The sequence below is a fragment of the Cupriavidus oxalaticus genome (assembly GCF_016894385.1).
GTDB lineage: Bacteria > Pseudomonadota > Gammaproteobacteria > Burkholderiales > Burkholderiaceae > Cupriavidus > Cupriavidus oxalaticus.
Genome location: NZ_CP069811.1, coordinates 240,288 through 259,885 on the forward strand (window position 1 = coordinate 240,288; position 19,598 = coordinate 259,885).

Here is a 19,598-nt window from a genome sequence, read left to right on the forward strand (position 1 = left end):
GGGTAACGAGCCGCTGCAAATGCCGGGTCGCTATTCCTGCATGGTTTTTACGAAAATTCTTGCAGCCGATATTGCAGTGAACTTTCGTGAACCATTCAGGTCGGTCGGCCGGATTTGAACCGGATCGCGACGGCGCTCATGCGTCCGCTGTCCGCCGACCCGACACATAAATCGTCCTGACCGGGCCGATCCGTCCAAACCAGCGTCTGCCCGGCCGCGCCGGCGGCGATGGAAATCAAGTTGCCATAATCGGCGGCCGCCCCGGTGAATAAAGCGTCTGCTTACATGCCGCCACGTGCGGCGTGCCGTATATCCGACATCCAGGTTAATTTCCGCCCATTTGACACGCGGCCGGACGTCGCTGCTCAAGTACCGGTGGGCTGCGCCGTTATCCGGGCAGGGCGGATCAAGCCGGTGCCCTGGTCTTGCCGTAACGGAGCCAGCGGTGCGCCTGGCGGAATGCTTACGTTTTCCTTTCAACAATGTCTTTCCACGACAATATGCAGATCAAGACCCTGTTGCGGGGCGCCATGGGAATGTTGTCGGTGCTGCTGTTGCTGGTCGGCGGCGCCGCGCTGCATGGTATTTCCGCCAGCAACGACTCGCTCCAGGGCACGCATTCCAACCAGCCGGCTTCGGCCATCGCGCTGATCGCTGCCGGCAGCAACGATGGCCGGAGTGCGTTCTGAACAGGTGTCCCCGGCAGGGGACCCCCGTATTGTGTTGTTCACACCGCGACCGCAAGATGCCATGATGCGAAGTTTGCCCCGCGCCGGGTTCGTCTTCGCGCATTTTCTTTATCACCGCGCAGCCCAATGATTGCCCTGAGTACCGTCCTGTTGCTGCTCGCCGCCCTGCTGGGCGTGGCCGCCGTCCTCGGCGCCCGCGCCGGGCGTGCGAACGAGGGCGCCGGAAGCAGGTCGCTGCGCACGCTGACCTGGACGGCGGCGCTGTTGTCGCAACTGGCCGTCAGCCTGCCCGTGGTGGTGGTGGTGCTGTCGGGCAGCGTGCCGGTGGCCAACGACACCGCCCAGATGGCCGCCAGCTTCGCTGCCGCCGCCGCTGCCACCACCGCCGCCAAGCTGCTGCTGCAGTGGCTGCGCCAGGGCGCGCGCCTGTGGCGCGGCGCGGCGCTGCTGGCGGTGGTCGGCGGCGCCGGCATGGTGGCCGCGGCCGGCACCCACCTGGGCCGGGCCTGCGGCGCCGGCGCGTCCTCGGCACGCGCCTGTATCGACGCGGCCGGCCTGCCGCATCCCGCCTGGCTGGCAGGCGGGCTGACCGCGCTGTGCGCGCTGATGTTCGCGCTGCACCGGGCGCAGTCGCGCGGCTGGCTGCCGGTATCGCGCACCGAGGCCAGCCCCGCCGAGGATCTTGCCGACGATGCCGCGCCCGCCCTGGCGCGCGGCGCCGAGCCGCGGCTGGTGCGGCGCGGCGCCCGTATTCCCGGCCGGCTCACGGTGCGCGCCACTGCGCGCGGGCAGGGCACGGTGGGCGAGTACAGCGTCGCCACCGTGATGCCCGACCGCGTCGCGTTCGGCCGCTGGGTGGACCAGGCCATGGCCCAGGCGCGGCTGGCCGATACCGGCTGCGCCGTGCTGCTGATCCATATTGCCGACTATCGCGAGGTCGATGAAGTCTTCGAGATCCGCGCCGACGATATCCTGGCGCAGGACGCCGGCGCGCTCGCGCAGGCCGTGCTGGAGCCGCACGATTTCCTCGCGCGGCTGGCGCGCGACGAGTTCGCCGTCGGCGTGCCCGAGCTGGTGCACCACGGCCGCGCGCAGGAGCTGGGCTCGCGCGTGCTGGGCTCGCTGGCCGAGTTCATCGCCGCGCGCGGGCTGCAGATGCAGATCGGCGTCAATATCGGCATCGCCATCTACCCGCGCGACGCCCAGACTTCCGAGGCGCTGATGCAGGCCGCGCGCGTGAGCCTGGCCGAGGCCCGCGAAAGCGGCTCGAACCAGGTGCGCCTGTTCAACAGCGCCGCCGGCGAGCGCGCCCGCCGCACCCGCGTGATCCGCCGCGACCTGTGGCTGGCGATCCAGGACGATGCGCTGTCGCTGCAGTTCCAGCCCAAGTACGACGCCCGCCGCGGCACGCTGGTGGGCGCCGAGGCGCTGTGCCGCTGGCGCCATCCCGCGCTGGGCCAGGTCAGCCCGGCCGAGTTCATCGCCGTGGCCGAGCAGTCCGGCCAGATCGACAAGCTCGACGACTGGGTGCTGACCAGCGTCTGCCGCCAGGTGCGCCTGTGGCAGGACGCCGGCCTGCCGACCGTGCCGGTGGCGATCAACGTGTCGGGGCTGCGCTTTGCCAGCCGCAATTTCCCGCAGTACCTGCTCGAGCAGATCCACCAGCACGACATCCCGCCGTCGGCGATCACGCTGGAGATCACCGAGACCGCCGCCATGAAGGACATCGGCAAGTCGCTGGAGACGCTGGCCGAGCTGCAGTCGCTCGGCATCCAGGTGGCGCTGGACGACTTCGGCAGCGGCTATTCGAGCCTGGGCTACCTCAAGCGCCTGCGCGTGGGCACGCTCAAGATCGACCGCACGCTGATCGGCGGGCTCGACACCGATGCGCAGGGCCGCGCCATCGTCGGCTCGATGGTGGCGCTGGCGCACGAGCTGCGCATGAAGGTGGTGGCCGAAGGCGTCGAGTCGGCCTCGCAGCTGGAACTCCTCAACGAGATGGGCTGCGACGAAGTGCAGGGCTACCTGCTGTCGCTGCCGCTCGATGCGGCGGGGTTTGCCGACGCGTTGCGTGGCCGGCAGCACGCCTGAGCGCCGCACGCAGAAACACCACGGCGGAAAGAAAAACGCCAAAAACGCTACAGCGTCGCGCCAGCTGTGCCGATATCCACGCTGGCAGGGCCCGCGCGCTTGCAGCGCGGCCCTGCGCCGGCCTGTCCGCGCCGGCCGCGCCCCCGGCGCCTAGCACTGCTTCAGCATTCGGCGGATCAACCGAGCCCTGCCAACGGAGGCGCCAATGTCATTGCCCAGCATCCTCGTCGTCGACGATTCCCCCTCGCTACGCCGCATGATCGGCGCATGCCTGCGTGCCGCCGGGTTCGATGTCACCGAGGCCGCCGACGGCGAACAGGCGTATGCGCTGGCCGACACCGCGGCTGCGGACGAGGCCGCGGAGCACGCCGCATTCGGCATGCTGGTCACCGACCAGGTCATGCCCGGCATGGACGGCCTGACCCTGATCCGCCGCCTGCGCGCCAGCGCGCGCTACGCCGCCATCCCCATCCTGATGCTGACCACCGAGCATGACGGCAGTATCCGCGAGCAGGCCCGTGCCGCGGGCGCCTCGGGCTTCCTGCCCAAGCCCTTCGATCCCGATGCCTTGATGCAGGCCGTCGCGGCGCTGCTGGCGCCCCAGCACCCCTCCTCGGAAGGGTAAGGAAGACGCCGCGCCGGCCTTCAGTCCCCCCGCTTGCTGCCGTAAACACTGGTGGGCGAAATCACGCCCCGGCGCCATGCGCCAGGAAACCGGCATGACCAGATTGGGGGGCTGACGATGAAGCATATCGACAAGGCAAACGGCGCGGCAGGCGCGAACGAAGGCGCGGGCGAGGAGTTCCTGGCCTTCACGCTGGGCCGCGAAGAGTACGGCATCGATATCCTGAAGGTGCAGGAAATCCGCGGCTACGAGTCGGTCACCCAGCTTGCCAATGCGCCCGACTACATCAAGGGCGTGATCAACCTGCGCGGCATCATCGTGCCGATCGTCGACCTGCGCATCAAGTTCCGGCAGGCCAACGTCAGCTATGACCAGTACACCGTGGTCATCATCGTCGATCTCAACGAGCGCACCACCGGCATCGTCGTCGACGGCGTCTCCGACGTGCTGACGCTGACGCCTGCGCAGATCAAGCCCACGCCGCATTTTTCCGGCGAACTGGCTACCGACTACATCCGCGGCCTCGGCTCGGTCGAGCAGCGCATGCTGATCCTGGTCGATATCGAGAAGCTGCTCAATACCGACGAACTGGCCGCGCTCGACGCCATGGCCTGACCCCTGCCACACCTGCCTGTTCGCCCCCGCCGTCCGGCCGGCGCACCGCGCCTGCCGGATCGTATCCGCCCGGATTTGCACCATGCCTGGCAGCCATGGTTTCTTCGGGCAAGCAGTATCGATGTCATCCATGCGAAACAACCAACCCGTTACGCAGCGCGAATACCAGCTCTCACCATCGGACTACCTGATCTCGCGCACGGACCTCAAGGGCCGTATCACCTTCGCCAACCGCACCTTTATCGAGGCCAGCGGCTTTGCGGCGGAGGAATTGCTGGGCGCGCCGCATAACCTGGTGCGCCACCCCGACATGCCGCCCGAGGCGTTTGCCGACCTGTGGCAGAACCTGGAAGCCGGCCGCAGCTGGATGGGCGTGGTCAAGAACCGCCGCAAGAACGGCGACTTCTACTGGGTCAATGCCACCGTGACGCCCACGCGCGTCGACGGCCGCGTGGTCGGCTATACCTCGGTGCGTTCGATGCCTTCGCGCGAGCAGGTCGAGGCCGCCGGCGCGCTGTATGCGCGCTTCCGTGCGGGACGCGCCGCCGGGCTGGCGATCCGCGATGGCGCCGTGGTGCGCACCGGCATCGCTGGTTTCGTCCAACGTGCGCTGCGCATGAACCTGAAGCGCCGCATCCTGTGGGCGCAGGCGGGCGGGCTGGTGTGGTTCCTGGCGGCGCTGGCAGCGGTCGAGATCCTGGATCCCGCGGCTGCCGCGACGCTGCGTCCGTGGCTGTGGGGCGGCTTCGCGCTGGCGCTGGCCACCGCGTTCGCCGCCGGCACCATGCTGCTGGCGCGCGTGCACCGGCCGGTGGGCGACATGCTGGACTTTGCGCTGCGCCTGGGCGCGGGCGACCTGACCACGCGTTTTGAGCATCGCAGCGACGACGAGATCGGCGCGCTGGCGCAGGCGATGCAGACCATGCAGCGCAGCCTGCTGTCGGTGGTGCATGAAATCCAGGAAGGCATGGCCAGCATCTCCACCGCGACGCGCCAGGTTGCGGCCGGCAACAACGACCTGTCGCAGCGCACGGAGCAGCAGGCCGCGTCGCTGGAAGAGACCGCTTCCAGCATGGAAGAGCTGACCAGCACCGTGCGCCAGAACGCCGACAATGCGCGCCAGGCCAGCGGGCTGGCGGCCAATGCGTCGGAGACCGCGCTGCGCGGCGGCGAAGTGGTGGGCCGCGTGGTGCAGACCATGGACGAGATCAACGATGCGTCCAGGAAGATCGTCGACATCATCGGCGTGATCGAGGGCATTGCCTTCCAGACCAACATCCTGGCGCTGAATGCCGCGGTGGAAGCCGCGCGCGCCGGCGAGCAGGGCCGCGGCTTTGCGGTGGTGGCGGGCGAGGTGCGCAGCCTGGCGCAGCGCAGCGCCAATGCGGCGAAGGAAATCAAGGGCCTGATCGGCGATACCGTCGAGCGTGTCGACAATGGCTCGGCGCTGGTGGGCCAGGCCGGCAAGACCATGGACGAGATCGTGCAGGCGGTGAAGTCCGTGACCGACATCATGGGCGAGATCAGCGCGGCCTCGGCCGAGCAGAGTGCCGGCATCGAACAGGTCAACCAGGCGGTGGCGCAGATGGACGAAGGCACGCAGCAAAACGCCGCGCTGGTGGAACAGGCGGCAGCGGCGGCAGGCTCGCTCGAAGAGCAGGCACTGCGGCTGCGCGATGCCGTCGCCACCTTCCGCGTCAGCATGCAGGCCGAGATTCGTCCACAACGCCTGCCGGCAGCGCAGCGCGAAGCGGCGGCCCGGTCCGTGGCACAGGCTTAGTACGAAGCTATCAGTAACAAGGGGGAGTTGCTATGCAGTGGTTTAATCAATTGCGCGTCACGACCAGGCTGGTTGCCGGATTCCTGGTCGTCGCGGTGATCGGCGCCGTCATGGGGCTGTTGGGCGTCGTCAACATGGGGCGCATGGCCGACTGGACCGACAAGATCTATCACGGCGACCTGCAGGCACTGAAGGCCGTGCAGGACGCCAACATCAACCTGGTCTACGCCAGCCGCTCGCAGATCGGCCTGCTGTCGGCGTCGACCATGGGCGAGCGCGCCACCGAGAAGGAGCTGATCGCCAGGTCGCTGGGCGTGATGGACGAGCGTATCCGCAGTGTGGCAGGCGCCTTCTCGTCGACCTCCGAGTCGCAGGCAATGGTCAAGCAATACCACGACCTGGCGCCAGCCTTCCGCGCGCGCATGGAAAAGTATGTCGAGCTGGTCAGCAAGCAGCCGCTGGATACCTCGCAGTTCGAGAGCCAGGTGTTCACCGAGAGCGCCGACCTGCTCAAGGACAGCCATGCGCTGGAAGACGTGATGGCGAAGATGGTCAAGCGCCGCGACGACCGTGCCCGCAGCAACAACGAGGAAGCGCGCAGCGTCTATGACGCCACCCGGGTGTGGATGCTGGCGCTGGTGCTGGGCGGCGTCGCGCTGTCGGTGCTGCTGGGCGTGTTCCTGGCGCGTGGACTGTCGCGCCAGCTCGGCGGCGAGCCGGGCTATGCGGCCGAGATCGCGAAGCGCATCGCCGATGGCGACTTCTCCGCGACGGTGGTGACGCGCGCCGGCGACAAGAGCAGCCTGGTCTATGCCATGCAGCAGATGCAGCGGCAGCTGTCGCACATGGTCCGCGACTTCAAGGAGTCGGCGGAATCGATCGGCACGGCCTCGCGTGAAATTGCCGCCGGCAACAACGACCTGTCGCAGCGCACGGAGCAGCAGGCCGCGTCGCTGGAAGAGACCGCTTCCAGCATGGAAGAGCTGACCAGCACCGTGCGCCAGAACGCCGACAATGCGCGCCAGGCCAGCGGGCTGGCGGCCAATGCGTCGGAGACCGCGCTGCGCGGTGGCGAAGTGGTGGGCCGCGTGGTGCAGACCATGGACGAGATCAACGATGCGTCCAGGAAGATCGTCGACATCATCGGCGTGATCGAGGGCATTGCCTTCCAGACCAATATCCTGGCGCTGAACGCCGCGGTGGAAGCCGCGCGCGCCGGCGAGCAGGGCCGCGGCTTTGCCGTGGTCGCGGGCGAGGTGCGCAGCCTGGCGCAGCGCAGCGCCAATGCGGCGAAGGAAATCAAGGGCCTGATCGGCGATACCGTCGAGCGTGTCGACAACGGCTCGGCGCTGGTGGGCCAGGCCGGCAAGACCATGGACGAGATCGTGCAGGCGGTGAAGCGCGTGACCGACATCATGGGCGAGATCAGCGCGGCCTCGGCCGAGCAGAGCTCCGGCATCGAGCAGGTCAACCAGGCCGTGGCGCAGATGGACGAGGTGACGCAGCAGAACGCGGCACTGGTCGAGCAGGCCGCGGCCGCTGCCGGCGCGCTGGAAGAGCAGGCCGGCCGCCTGCAGGGCGCGGTGGCGATGTTCCGCCTGGCGGCGGAGGATGCGCACGCATCGTTCTCGCTGCCGGCGCAGGCATCAGTTTCCGCAGCAGCGCCCGGCAAGGCCGCAGGCAAGGTGCGCACGCCGGCATCGCGCAAGCGCGCGGCCCCGGCGGTTCCGGCTGCGGCCACCGTAGCGGCAACGGCATCCGCCGAAGCCGACGCGCCGCAAGCGGCCGCGCCCGCGCAGCCGGCGGTCACCGCTGCACGCACGCCGCGCCCCGCGCTGGCCGGTGCCGACAACGGCGACTGGAGCGCGTTCTGACCCCGCCATATGCTCCCATCGCGCATACGCGCCGGGCGGCGGCCGCGGAGGCTGCTGACAAATTGATGGTGCGACTGTTTTCTCCCCCTCTCTGGGAGAGCGGCGGAGGAGAGGGCAGGCGCTGCCGCGAAGTGAGGCGGCGTCATACTTGCCAGGCGCCGGCCCTCTCCCCCGGCCCCTCTCCCGCCAGCGGGAGAAGGGAGCAAACCGGCGGGATGGCAATGCCATGACGAGCGAGATCACCCTGGCCCTGCCGCCCGATGACGCGGCCAGGCTACGCAAGGAATTCGACCAGTTCATCGGCGTCTCGACCGGGCTGGACCGCGAGTTCCTGCCGCCCGAGTTCAACGACTTCCTGCGCGCCCGGCTGCTGCAGCACGATGGCCCGCTGACCGAGCGCGCCGTGAACCGGCTGTTGTCCGGCGGCGAGTATGGCTGGGCCCGGCGCGTGTTCGACAAGCAGTTGCCCAACGCGCTGGCGGCGCTGATGCGCGACGCGCAGCGCTTCGGCTTTGGCCTCGCGGTGCAGCCGGACTGGACGGCGGCGCAGCGCCTTGCGCACGCGCGCGAATGGGCCGCGAAGGTGCTGACCGAGTGCGGGGCCGATGACGGTTTCACGGAAGCGCTGGCGACCCAGGTCGCGGCCTCGGCCGAAGACGTGCGTGCGCTCGAGGCGCGCATGCGCACGCCGGCATGGCGGCTGGCCGAAAGCCTGCGCCAGCGTGCCTATGACCTGATGTACGCGCTGCAGACCGAAGACAACGAGGCCACGGGCCGTGCCCGCGTCGGCGAGCTGCGCGGCATGCTGGGACTGGCGCTCGAGTATGGCTCGGTGCAGCCGGAAGAAGCCGCGCGCGTGCTCGAGCAGGTGGAGCGCTCGCGTCCCGCGTTGTTCCGCGATGCGCCCGACGATGTCTTTGCGCGGCTGGCGGCGTGGCTGCGGCGCATGTTCGGCGGTTGAACGCGCGCGTGCCGCGTCCGCGGATTTGGGACATGCCGTTTTCGGACAGGGCAGGGGCAGCCGCGTACGCGGTGAACACTCCGCACGCACTTCGTCAATAGAGAAATCCAGCAGGCACCCGAAGTGCGTTCCCGCACCTTTGGCTGTTATGACGATTGCGTTACAACGTTGACCGAAATCAAGTGACAGGCCTGTGAAATGTTACAAAGTTCGCGATCTTCCATGTATGTTTCATGCGACATTTGTGAACCCCCGCGTAAGTAGGGATTGGCATTGCGGTCGAATTGCCGATATAAACGTACCGGTCTCACTTACACTCTGTAACACTTGTAACGGGGTCGATCGCAGTGTGACATGGGCGCAGTTCCTTTAAGTCGTACGTTGTACCCGCCCAACCGCAGACAAACGATCTGGTCGCCGGAGCCCTCGGGCCTGGTAAGCGCCGGACAAGCGGCAAAGGTGGGTTTTTTGGTAGCGGGGAAAAATTGGAAAGCAGTGAAGTTCTCCAGGAGATCAGGGAGGTCAACCTCGCCTATCTGCTGCTCGCGCAACGACTCGTGCGCGAAAACCAGGTCGAAGCCATGTTCCGGCTCGGGGTCAGCAAGGAAATCGCGGATATCCTCGGCAAGCTGACTTCGGCGCAACTCGTCAAGCTCGCGGCATCCAACATGGTGCTGTGCAGGTTCCGCTTCGACGACCATGCGCTTCTGTCCACGCTCACCCACACGGCCAAGAGCCACGACATGCAGCAGATCCACGCCGCGATCCTGCTTGCTCGCCAGCCTGTGGAGTCACTCAATTGACCGCGCTGCTGAAGGCCGAGCCGAACCGGAGTTTCACGGCCACCTCCGCAGCCACCCCACGCAAGAGCGTTCTCCAGGATGCCAACCAGACCCAGCTCGCCATCGAGCTGATCGGCCTGGGTGCGCGCCTGCAGGTGCTGGAAGCCGAGACCACGCTGTCGCGCGACCGGCTCATCCGCCTGTACAAGGAACTGCGCGGAGTCTCGCCTCCCAAGGGCATGCTGCCCTTCTCGACGGACTGGTTCACCACCTGGCTGCCGAATATCCACTCGTCGCTGTTCTTCTCTGCCTACCAGTTCATGGTGCAGGAAGGCGAGACCGTGGGCATCCGCGCCGTGGTGGCGGCCTATCGCCTGTACCTCGAGCACGTTTCGCTGCTCGGCGGTGAAATTGTCTTAAGTTTCACGCGTGCCTGGACGTTAGTACGGTTCTTCGAGAGCAATATGCTGCAGCTGTCCCGCTGCACGTGTTGCGGCGGACAGTTCGTCACGCACGCGTATGAGCCGCACGCGAACTTCGTGTGCAGCCTGTGCCGTCCGCCCTCGCGCGCAGGGAAAGTGAAAAAGCTCTCGAAAGACGCCGCCGCCGTACAGACCACCGCCTGATCCTGGTTGAGGTCCGTCGGCCGGCAAGCTTGCAGCGCTGGCGGACGGACCACTCCCCGTTCGCCCGTGCGCGGGCCATTGTGCGTGACTGACGCGCGTTTTTTGACGGGGATCCCATCGTGCTAGTAGTTCTTGGCTATGTCGTCGTGGTTGTCGCGGTGCTTGGCGGTTACGCCATGACCGGCGGCCACATGGGCGCGCTATATCAACCGGCGGAATTCGTGATCATCGGGGGTGCCGCCTTCGGTGCCTTCATCGCCACCAACACCACCAAGGCCATCAAGGCCACCGCCCGCGCCCTGCCGGGCCTGTTCAAGGGCTCCAAGTACAAGAAGGAGCTGTACCTGGACGTCATGTCGCTGCTGTATGTGCTGCTGTCCAAGGCACGCCGCGAGGGCATCCTGTTCCTGGAAAAGGAAATCGCGGATCCCGCCTCCAGCAGCGTCTTCAGCCAGTATCCGCGCATCCTGTCGGATCCGGTGGTGATGGAATTCCTCACCGACTACCTGCGCATGATGGTCAACGGCAACATGAACGCCTTCGAGATCGAGGCCCTGATGGACCACGAGATCGAGACCTTCCGCCATGAGGCCGAGATTCCCGCCCATGCGCTGTCGCGCGTCGGCGATGCGCTGCCCGCCTTCGGCATCGTCGCCGCGGTGATGGGCGTGGTGCATGCGCTGGGTTCGGCCGACCTGCCGCCGGCGGAACTGGGCGCGCTGATCGCGCACGCCATGGTCGGCACCTTCCTGGGCATCCTGCTGGCCTACGGTTTTATCTCGCCGCTGGCCGCGCGCATCGAGCTGCAGGTGTCCGAGAACGTCAAGGTCTACGAGTGCATCAAGGTGGTGCTGCTCGCCTCCCTGAACGGCTACGCCCCGCTGGTCGCGGTGGAATTCGGCCGCAAGGTGCTGTACTCCACGGTGCGGCCGTCGTTCCTCGAGCTCGACGACCACGTGCGCGAAGTCAAGAGCCTGAACTGAGCACGGCAAGGCAGGAGGCACCCCATGAGCAGCGCACATGACATGCGTCCGATCATCGTCCGCCGGGCGAGATCGCACGCCAGGCCGCACGGCAACCACAGCTGGAAGATCGCCTACGCCGACTTCATGACGGCGATGATGGCGCTGTTCCTGGTGCTGTGGCTGCTGTCCAGCGCCAACAAGAAGACGCTGGAAGGCATCGCGGAATATTTCCGCATGCCGCTCAAGGTGGCCATCGTCGGTGGCGAGAAAAGCAGCCAGTCGCCCAGCGTGATCCCGGGCGGCGGCATGGACGCCCTGCGCAAGGACGGCGAAGTCATACGCGCGCGCGACAACGACCCGAGCGAGGAACAGCGCCGCAACGACCTGCAGGAAGGGCAGCGCCTGCGCGCGCTCAAGCAGCGCCTGGAGCAGATCATCGAGAACAACCCGATGCTGCGCCAGTTCCGCCCGCAGCTGCTGCTCGACATCACCAGCGAAGGCCTGCGCATCCAGATCCTCGATACGCAGAACCGCCCGATGTTCCGCACCGGCAGCGCCAATGTCGAGAGCTATATGCGCACCATCCTGCGCGAGATCGGGCCGGTGCTGAACGAGCTGCCGAACAAGGTCAGCCTGTCCGGCCATACCGACGCGGCCAACTATTCCAACGGCGAGCGCACCTACAGCAACTGGGAGCTGTCCAGCGACCGCGCCAATGCGTCGCGCCGCGAACTGATCGCGGGCGGCATGCAGGAGGGCAAGGTGCTGCGCGTGCTGGGCCTGGCCGCGACCATGCCGCTGGACAAGCAGGACCTGCTGGCGCCGGTGAACCGCCGCATCAGCATCGTCGTGCTCAACCACAAGGCCCAGGCGCGCTTCGAGGCCGAGAACGCCAGCGCAGCCGAGGTCTCGGTGGCGGCGCAGGCCGGCAAGATGGCGCAGGAGATGCAGGCCGGCCTGGCGGGGGCTTCGGCGCCGGGGGCGCCCGCAGAGGGCAAGTCACCATGAAGCACGATGTTTGTCGTTCCCGCGCAGGCGGGAACCCAGTGGCTTTCACGCCGGGGGTAACGACGCTGGATTCCCGCCTGCGCGGGAATGACGGTGGCGGTTGCGCCGTCATCAGGAATAACCGCAAGTGAGTCAGGACGCCATGTCTGTCGATATCGATATCACACAGTTTTACCAGACCTTCTTCGAAGAAGCGGAAGAACTGCTCGTGGAAATGGAGCAGCTGCTGCTCGGCCTGGACATCGAGTCTCCCGATGCCGAGCATCTGAACGCGATCTTCCGGGCGGCGCACTCGATCAAGGGCGGGGCCGCCACCTTCGGGTTCGCGGCGCTGACCGAGACCACCCACATCTTCGAGAACCTGCTGGACCGCACGCGCCGGCAGGAACTGGCGTTGACCAGGACCATCATCGACACTTTTCTGGAAACCAAGGACGTGTTGCAAGACCAGCTCAACGCCTACCGCAACGGCACCGAACCCGATCCGGAAACGCTGGCGCGCATCTGCGCCGTGCTGCAGCAGCTCGCGCAGGAAGCCGCCGGCCAGGCGCCCGTGGCCGCGCCAGTTGCTGCACCCGCTGCGGCTCCGGTTGCCGCTCCCGTTGCCGCGCCTGCAGCCGTGGCAGGCGGCGCGCTGAAGATCCGGCTGATCAAGGTCTCGGCCAACGACCAGGCGCTGCTGCGCGAAGAACTCGCCAACCTCGGCGAGATCACCGGGCAGCAGGAGGTCAACGGCGAACTGGTGGTGTGGCTCAACACCCAGTGCAGCGCCGACGACATCATCGCGGTGTGCTGCTTCGTGATCGACATGGACCAGATCGTGATCGAAGCCGCGGCCGAAGCACCGGCCGCGGCACCGGCACCTGCGGCGATGCCCGCTCCCGCTCCGGTGCCGGCAGCCCCCGCCGCTCCTGCTCCCGCCGCACGCGAGAAGGAGAAGGAAAAAGCCAAGCCTGCCCCGGCCGCTGCCCACGGCGAAGGCTCGATCCGCGTGCCGACCGAAAAGGTCGACCAGATCATCAACCTGGTGGGCGAGCTGGTGATCACCCAGTCGATGCTGGCGCAGACCGCGTCGTCGCTCGACCCGGTGCTGTTCGACCGCCTGTTCTCCGGCATGGGCCAGCTCGAGCGCAACGCGCGCGACCTGCAGGAAGCGGTGATGTCGATCCGCATGATGCCGATGGACTACGTGTTCTCGCGCTTCCCGCGGCTGGTGCGCGACCTGGCCAGCAAGCTCGGCAAGCAGATCGACCTGGTCACCTTCGGCAAGGCCACCGAGCTCGACAAGAGCCTGATCGAACGCATCATCGACCCGCTCACGCACCTGGTGCGCAACAGCCTGGACCACGGCATCGAGACCCCGGACAGGCGCGTCGCCGCCGGCAAGGAGCCGACCGGCCAGCTGGTGCTGTCCGCGCAGCATCACGGCGGCAATATCGTGATCGAAGTCAGCGACGACGGCGGCGGCCTGAACCGCGAGCGCATCCTGGCCAAGGCGATCCAGAACGGCCTGCCGGTGTCCGAGAACATCAGCGACGAGGAAGTCTGGCAACTGATCTTCGCGCCGGGCTTCTCCACTGCGGAAGTCGTCACCGACGTCTCGGGCCGCGGCGTGGGCATGGACGTGGTCAAGCGCAACATCCAGGAGATGGGCGGCCACGTGCAGATCAGCTCGCGCCCGGGCCTGGGCACCACCATCCGCATCGTGCTGCCGCTGACGCTGGCGATCCTGGACGGCATGTCGGTCAAGGTCGGCGAAGAGACCTTCATCCTGCCGCTGAACTGCGTGATGGAATCGCTGCAGCCCAAGGCCGAGGACGTGCACACCGCCGCCAACTCCGACCGCGTCATGCACGTGCGCGGCGAATACCTGCCGCTGCTGGAAATGCACCGCGTCTTCAACGTTGCCGACGCGGTGCAGGAGCCCACGCAGGGCATCGCCGTGATCCTGCAGGCCGAAGGCAAGCGCTTCGCGCTGCTGGTGGACCAGCTGATCGGCCAGCACCAGGTGGTGCTGAAGAACCTGGAAACCAACTACCGCAAGGTGCCGTGCATCTCCGCGGCGACCATCCTCGGCGACGGCAGCGTGGCGCTGATCGTCGATGTCGGCGCGCTGCAGCGCACCGGGGTGCGCCGGCAGGAGCCGGCGCTGGCGTAATCAACCGACCCACTACAGGAAGAGAAAACACATCATGGCCGGCATCGGACACATCGATACCCCCGGAAGCGACGCTTCGGGCCAGGAGTTCCTGGTCTTCACGCTGGGCTCGGAGGAATACGGCATCGACATCCTCAAGGTGCAGGAGATCCGCAGCTACGAGACCGTCACGCGCATCGCCAGCGCGCCCGATTTCATCAAGGGCGTGACCAACCTGCGCGGCGTGATCGTGCCGATCGTCGACCTGCGCCTGAAGTTCCGCCTGGGCAACGTGCGCTACGACCACCAGACCGTGGTCATCATCCTCAACGTGGCCGGCCGCGTGGTCGGCATCGTGGTCGATGGCGTGTCGGACGTGCTGACGCTGACCGGCGAGGCGATCAAGCCCGCGCCGGAGTTCGGCGTGTCGATCTCGACCGAGCACCTGACCGGCCTGGGCACCATCGACGGCCGCATGCTGGTGCTGATCGATATCGAGAAGCTGATGACCAGCGCCGAGATGGCGCTGGTCGAGGCCGAACTGGCCTGACGCCGGAGCTATTGATGGTTCCGCACATCACCGCATCTCTTTTCGCTTGTCGTTCCCGCGCAGGCGGGAACCCAGTGGCTTTAAAGACGCTGGATTCCCGCCTGCGCGGGAATGACAGTGGTGATGTCTGCATTATCGCGAATCCGGAACACTCCAATAGCGAAAGCCACCTCCATCTTCGCAGCCAGCCATGACGCCGTTCCGCACTGCCGCCAGCGCGCCCGCCAGCCTCCAGGGCCTGGCGGGCGCAGTCTCCGCGCCGGCCGCCAACCCGCGGCGCGACGAGATGCGCGACTTCCTGCTGACCGAGCGCGACTTCGAGAAGATCCGCGCGCTGATCCACAAGCGCGCGGGCATCTCGCTGGGCAGCCACAAGCGCGAGATGGTCTACAGCCGCCTGGCGCGCCGCCTGCGCACGCTGCAGCTGGCCGACTTTGCCTCGTACCTGGCGCTCCTGGAAGCGGATGACCGCTCGCCCGAGTGGGAGTTCTTCACCAACTCGCTGACCACCAACCTGACTTCCTTCTTCCGCGAAGCGCACCATTTCCCGCTGCTGGCCGAGCACGCGAAGAAGACCGGCCGCCCGTACAGCGTGTGGTGCGCCGCGGCGTCCACCGGCGAAGAGCCGTACTCGATCGCCATCACGCTGGCCGAGGCGCTGGGCGAGCGCGCCGCCACCGTGCTGGCCACCGATATCGACACGCAGGTGCTGGCCAAGGCGCGCAGCGGCGTGTATTCGGCCGACCAGGTCGCGCGGCTCTCGCCCGAACGACTCAAGCGCTTCTTCCTGAAGGGCACCGGCCCGCGCGCGGGCTCGGTCAAGGTCAAGCCCGAGCTGGCCGCCACCATCACGTTCGAGCCGCTCAACCTGCTCGCGCCCGACTGGGGCATCCGCGAGCAGTTCGACGCGATCTTCTGCCGCAACGTGATGATCTATTTCGACAAGCCGACGCAGGGCCGCATCCTGGAGCGCTTCGTGCCGCTGCTCAAGCCGCACGGCCTGCTCTTCGCCGGCCACTCGGAGAACTTCTCCTACGTCACGCGCGCATTCCAGCTGCGCGGGCAGACTGTCTACGAACTGGCGCACGATGCCGCCAGGGCGGGAAGGGCCTGATGCGCACGCCCTGTCTGCCCGAGGCGCTGGCCACGCGCACCTACTTCGACCGCGAGTTCGGCAAGCAGGCGGTCAAGCTGCTGCCCAACGAGTACTACGTGACGCGCGAGGACGTGGTGCTGACCACCGTGCTGGGTTCGTGCGTGGCCGCGTGCATCCGCGACGAGGTCGCCGGCGTCGGTGGCATGAACCACTTCATGCTGCCCGACGACGAAGGTGGCGGCGCTGGCGCCGACCGCATGCTGTCGCCGTCGATGCGCTACGGCAGCTACGCGCTCGAGGTGCTGATCAACGAGCTGCTCAAGATGGGCGCGCGGCGCGAGCGGCTGGAGGCCAAGGTCTTCGGCGGCGGTGCGGTGCTGGCCAACATGACCACGCTGAACATCGGCGACCGCAACGCGGATTTCGTGCTGCGCTACCTCAAGGCCGAAGAGATCCGCGTCGCGGCGCAGGACCTGCGCGGCCCGCATGCGCGCCGCGTCAGCTATTTCCCGGTCGGCGGGCTGGCACTGGTGCGCCGCCTGACGCGGCAGGACGACGAGGTCTCGGTGGCGCGCGACGAACGCGCGCTGGCACGGGCCATCGCAACCTCGGCCAGGGCCCCGGCGCGCGCGCCGGAGCGCACCCCCGAACTGTTTGCGCGGCAGTCTTCCACGCGCCCGCTTCCCTGACCCAACCGAGCACGAATTCCTATGACTGCCGCCAAGATCAAGGTGCTCTGCGTGGATGATTCCGCGCTGATCCGCAGCCTGATGACGGAGATCATCAACAGCCAGCCCGACATGGAAGTGGTTGGCACCGCCCCCGATCCTCTGGTGGCGCGCGACCTGATCAAGCGCCTGAACCCGGACGTGCTGACACTGGACGTCGAAATGCCGCGCATGGACGGCCTGGATTTCCTGGAGCGCCTGATGCGGCTGCGACCGATGCCGGTGCTGATGGTGTCGTCGCTGACCGAGCGCGGCTCGGAAATCACCATGCGCGCGCTGGAGCTCGGCGCGGTGGATTTCGTCACCAAGCCCAAGCTCGGCATTCGCGACGGGCTGATCGAATACACCGACACCATTGCCGACAAGCTGCGCGCCGCAGCGCGCGCGCGCGTGCGTGCCGCGGCGCAGCCTGCGGCAGGCACCGCTGCCCCCGCGCCGATCTTGCGCAGCCCGCTGCTGTCGACCGAGAAGCTGATCATCGTGGGCGCCTCCACCGGCGGCACCGAGGCGATCAAGGAATTCCTGATGCCGCTGCCGCCCGACAGCCCCGCGGTGATGATCGTGCAGCATATGCCGGCCGGCTTCACGCGCTCGTTCGCGCAGCGCCTGGACGGGCTGTGCCGCATCACCGTGAAGGAAGCCGAGCACGGCGAGCGCGTGTTGCCCGGCCATGCGTACATCGCGCCGGGCGATTCGCACCTGCGCCTGGCGCGCAGCGGTGCCAACTATGTCGCGCACCTGTCGCAGGAAGCGCCGGTCAACCGGCACCGGCCCTCGGTCGACGTGCTGTTCGATTCGGCCGCCGAGCATGGCGGCAAGAATGTGATCGGCGTGATCCTGACCGGCATGGGCAAGGACGGCGCGCGCGGCATGCTGCGCATGCGCGAGGCCGGCGCCTACAACCTGGCGCAGGACGAGCACACCTCTATCGTGTTTGGCATGCCGAAGGAGGCGATCGCCACCGGCGGCGTGCATGAAATCGTGCCCTTGCCGTCGATGACCCAGCGCGTGATGGCGCGCCTGGCCACGTACGGCACGCGCGCGCAACGGGTCTAGTCGAGCCGGCAAGCCGAAACAACAAAGCCGGACCAACAAGCCATCACTGCATTTACCTGGAGCCCTCAAAGTGGACAAGAACATCAAGATCCTGGTCGTGGACGATTTCCCGACCATGCGCCGGATCATCCGTAACCTGCTCAAGGAGCTGGGATTCGTCAACGTCGAAGAAGCCGAGGACGGTGCCGCCGGCCTGGAGAAGGCCAGGGACGGCAGCTTCCAGTTCGTGATCTCCGACTGGAACATGCCCAACATGGACGGCCTGTCGATGCTGCAGGCGATCCGCGCTGACGCGAATATCGGCAAGATCCCGGTGCTGATGGTGACGGCCGAGGCCAAGAAGGAAAACATCATCGCCGCGGCCCAGGCCGGCGCCAACGGCTATGTGGTCAAGCCGTTCACGGCAGCCACGCTGGACGAGAAGATCGCCAAGATCTTCGAGAAACTCGGCGGCTGATCCAAAGGAGCCCTTTGCCATGACTCCGACGCTGAGCAACGATTCGGCCGAGCAACTGATCCTGCGCATCGGTAACCTGACGCGGATGCTGCGCGACAATATGCGCGAGCTCGGCCTGGACAAGGAGATCGAGCGCGCCGCGCAGGCCATCCCCGATGCGCGCGACCGGCTCAACTACATCGCGGCAATGACCGAGCAGGCCGCCGAGCGCACGCTGAACGCGGTCGAACTGGCGCAGCCGATCCAGTCCGACATCGAGCAGCAGGCCGAGACCCTGGACAAGCGCTGGGGGGCGTGGTTCGAGCAGCCGGTGGAGCTGGCCGACGCCCGCTCGCTGGTGCTCGACACGCGCGCCTTCCTGTCCGAGGTCCCGGCGCAAGCCCGCGCCACCAACAGCCACCTGCTCGACATCATGATGGCGCAGGACTTCCAGGACCTGACCGGGCAGGTGATCAAGAAGATGATGGACATGATCCGCACGCTGGAGCAGGAGCTGCTGCAGGTGCTGATCGACAATGTCCCGTCCGAGCGGCGCGTAGAAGCGCAGGCGCCGTCGACACTGCTCAACGGGCCGCAGGTGAATCCGGAGGGCAAGGCCGACGTGGTGTCGGACCAGGCGCAGGTGGATGATTTGTTGGCTAGTTTGGGGTTCTGACGTTTCGGTTAGGCTCGCTTTTTAAGAGTTTGCCCATACCCGCGCTTACAACCCCTCTTCATACTGGATTCGTCGCTGCGTCGTGGCGACCGGGTTTAGCAGCCCGGAGAGAGAGCCGAACGTTCGCCTTCTGGCGGTATTCTTACGTTCGCCGTGCCTTCGCACGCCCCTTCTTTGGGCGGGCCCTGGCAGGGGAGCCTTCGGGCTCGCCGGCTTTTGGCTCTTTCCCGGTCTGCTAACCCTGCCTTGCGCCCGCCCACCCCGATCAGCACCCCGGGGAGCGGGACTGAACCTGTATGAGAAGGGGGATATTTCCATGCTTCAGTCTTTACTTGCCCATATCGGGCGATTGGCAATCTCCAATACCTGCACACTGCCGCAGTGCGCGCGAGCCGCGTATGTGGAGGTGCGCCATGTATAACCATAGCCATCACGGCATCACAGCGGAACACAACGGTGCCGACATGCTCGTGACCGCCCACAGCCCCGGCGAGAATCCGCTGAGCCTCGCCGTGCAGCGCGCGGCACAGCTTCATGGCCTCTTGCTCATGGCCAGCGATCATGGCGCCCCGAGTCTGGATCCGGTGGATCTGGACCAGCGGACCTGGGAGAACTTGCTTTCCCTCGCCGTCAGCCTGGCGCACGAGACGCAGGTGTTGAGTGAACTGGCCGTGCTACAGGGGCAGGCGCTGCAGGCTGACTGATGTTTGGGGGCAGCCGTGCAATCGGCTGCCGTCCCGTCCTGGGAGCACGGTCGATTGATCAGTCGCCATCTGCGGGTCGTGCGGCTCCCACGGAGATGCCGTAATATCCCGGGGAGCCCGGACTCACCGGATCCTGGCGGCAACGAAACTCGACTTTCCCTTCCTGCGGGCCGCCACCACGCCAAGTTTCTGACCTAGT

Annotated in this window: 19 protein-coding genes; all 19 read left to right on the plus strand. The window is 66.9% G+C overall.

Going from position 1 to position 19,598, the window contains the following annotated elements; translation table 11 throughout:
• Window positions 1-500 precede the first annotated feature (500 nt).
• The 19 genes from JTE92_RS01040 to JTE92_RS01130 all read left to right on the plus strand — a co-directional run bounded on the left by JTE92_RS01040 (window position 501) and on the right by JTE92_RS01130 (window position 19,399).
• On the plus strand, window positions 501-689 hold the full coding sequence (locus tag JTE92_RS01040; protein ID WP_371136893.1) for a Tar ligand binding domain-containing protein: 189 nt from the start codon (window positions 501-503) through the stop codon (window positions 687-689).
• 126 nt (window positions 690-815) lie between these two features.
• Window positions 816-2,780, plus strand: coding sequence for a putative bifunctional diguanylate cyclase/phosphodiesterase (locus JTE92_RS01045; RefSeq protein ID WP_063241023.1), 1,965 nt, complete (start codon window positions 816-818; stop codon window positions 2,778-2,780).
• A 205-nt stretch (window positions 2,781-2,985) separates the two neighbouring features.
• Window positions 2,986-3,405, plus strand: a complete 420-nt coding sequence (locus JTE92_RS01050; RefSeq protein WP_063241022.1) for a response regulator — start codon at window positions 2,986-2,988, stop codon at window positions 3,403-3,405.
• A 117-nt stretch (window positions 3,406-3,522) separates the two neighbouring features.
• On the plus strand, window positions 3,523-4,020 hold the full coding sequence (locus JTE92_RS01055; protein ID WP_063241021.1) for a chemotaxis protein CheW: 498 nt from the start codon (window positions 3,523-3,525) through the stop codon (window positions 4,018-4,020).
• A gap of 130 nt (window positions 4,021-4,150) precedes the next feature.
• On the plus strand, window positions 4,151-5,800 hold the full coding sequence (locus JTE92_RS01060; protein ID WP_063241091.1) for a methyl-accepting chemotaxis protein: 1,650 nt from the start codon (window positions 4,151-4,153) through the stop codon (window positions 5,798-5,800).
• A gap of 32 nt (window positions 5,801-5,832) precedes the next feature.
• Complete coding sequence (locus tag JTE92_RS01065) at window positions 5,833-7,674, plus strand: methyl-accepting chemotaxis protein (RefSeq protein ID WP_063241020.1); 1,842 nt, start codon at window positions 5,833-5,835, stop codon at window positions 7,672-7,674.
• A gap of 226 nt (window positions 7,675-7,900) precedes the next feature.
• Entirely contained in the window at window positions 7,901-8,635 is a 735-nt protein-coding gene (locus JTE92_RS01070) for a DUF4088 family protein (protein ID WP_063241019.1), read from the plus strand.
• Window positions 8,636-9,120: 485 nt separating this feature from the next.
• Window positions 9,121-9,438, plus strand: coding sequence for a flagellar transcriptional regulator FlhD (flhD, locus tag JTE92_RS01075; protein ID WP_022537455.1), 318 nt, complete (start codon window positions 9,121-9,123; stop codon window positions 9,436-9,438).
• Window positions 9,435-10,043 carry a flagellar transcriptional regulator FlhC gene (gene flhC / locus JTE92_RS01080; RefSeq protein WP_063241018.1) on the plus strand — a complete coding sequence of 203 codons (609 nt, stop codon included), beginning with the start codon at window positions 9,435-9,437 and terminating at the stop codon, window positions 10,041-10,043. The genes flhD and flhC overlap by 4 nt, the downstream gene beginning before the upstream one ends.
• Window positions 10,044-10,162: 119 nt before the next feature.
• Entirely contained in the window at window positions 10,163-11,026 is an 864-nt protein-coding gene (gene motA, locus JTE92_RS01085) for a flagellar motor stator protein MotA (protein WP_063241017.1), read from the plus strand.
• Between the two features lie 24 nt (window positions 11,027-11,050).
• Window positions 11,051-12,016 carry a flagellar motor protein MotB gene (gene motB / locus JTE92_RS01090; RefSeq protein WP_063241016.1) on the plus strand — a complete coding sequence of 322 codons (966 nt, stop codon included), beginning with the start codon at window positions 11,051-11,053 and terminating at the stop codon, window positions 12,014-12,016.
• A 142-nt stretch (window positions 12,017-12,158) separates the two neighbouring features.
• Window positions 12,159-14,174: a chemotaxis protein CheA gene (gene cheA / locus JTE92_RS01095; RefSeq protein WP_063241015.1), complete on the plus strand. Its 2,016-nt coding sequence runs from the start codon at window positions 12,159-12,161 to the stop codon at window positions 14,172-14,174.
• 34 nt (window positions 14,175-14,208) lie between these two features.
• Window positions 14,209-14,703, plus strand: coding sequence for a chemotaxis protein CheW (locus tag JTE92_RS01100; protein ID WP_063241014.1), 495 nt, complete (start codon window positions 14,209-14,211; stop codon window positions 14,701-14,703).
• A gap of 190 nt (window positions 14,704-14,893) precedes the next feature.
• Window positions 14,894-15,817, plus strand: coding sequence for a CheR family methyltransferase (locus JTE92_RS01105; RefSeq protein WP_174544879.1), 924 nt, complete (start codon window positions 14,894-14,896; stop codon window positions 15,815-15,817).
• Window positions 15,817-16,488 (plus strand): chemoreceptor glutamine deamidase CheD, encoded by a 672-nt coding sequence (cheD, locus tag JTE92_RS01110; RefSeq protein WP_063241013.1) that lies wholly within the window; start codon window positions 15,817-15,819, stop codon window positions 16,486-16,488. Before JTE92_RS01105 ends, cheD begins: the two co-directional genes overlap by 1 nt.
• Before the next feature lie 21 nt (window positions 16,489-16,509).
• A complete protein-coding gene (locus JTE92_RS01115; protein ID WP_063241012.1) occupies window positions 16,510-17,583 on the plus strand; it encodes a protein-glutamate methylesterase/protein-glutamine glutaminase in 1,074 nt (357 codons plus the stop codon).
• Between the two features lie 70 nt (window positions 17,584-17,653).
• Window positions 17,654-18,040 carry a chemotaxis response regulator CheY gene (gene cheY, locus JTE92_RS01120; RefSeq protein WP_063241011.1) on the plus strand — a complete coding sequence of 129 codons (387 nt, stop codon included), beginning with the start codon at window positions 17,654-17,656 and terminating at the stop codon, window positions 18,038-18,040.
• A gap of 19 nt (window positions 18,041-18,059) precedes the next feature.
• The gene (cheZ, locus tag JTE92_RS01125; RefSeq protein WP_063241010.1) at window positions 18,060-18,695 is read left to right on the plus strand and encodes a protein phosphatase CheZ; all 636 of its coding nucleotides are present in this window, start codon (window positions 18,060-18,062) and stop codon (window positions 18,693-18,695) included.
• Between the two features lie 413 nt (window positions 18,696-19,108).
• Complete coding sequence (locus tag JTE92_RS01130; RefSeq protein ID WP_063241009.1) at window positions 19,109-19,399, plus strand: hypothetical protein; 291 nt, start codon at window positions 19,109-19,111, stop codon at window positions 19,397-19,399.
• The last annotated feature ends 199 nt before the right edge of the window (window positions 19,400-19,598 follow it).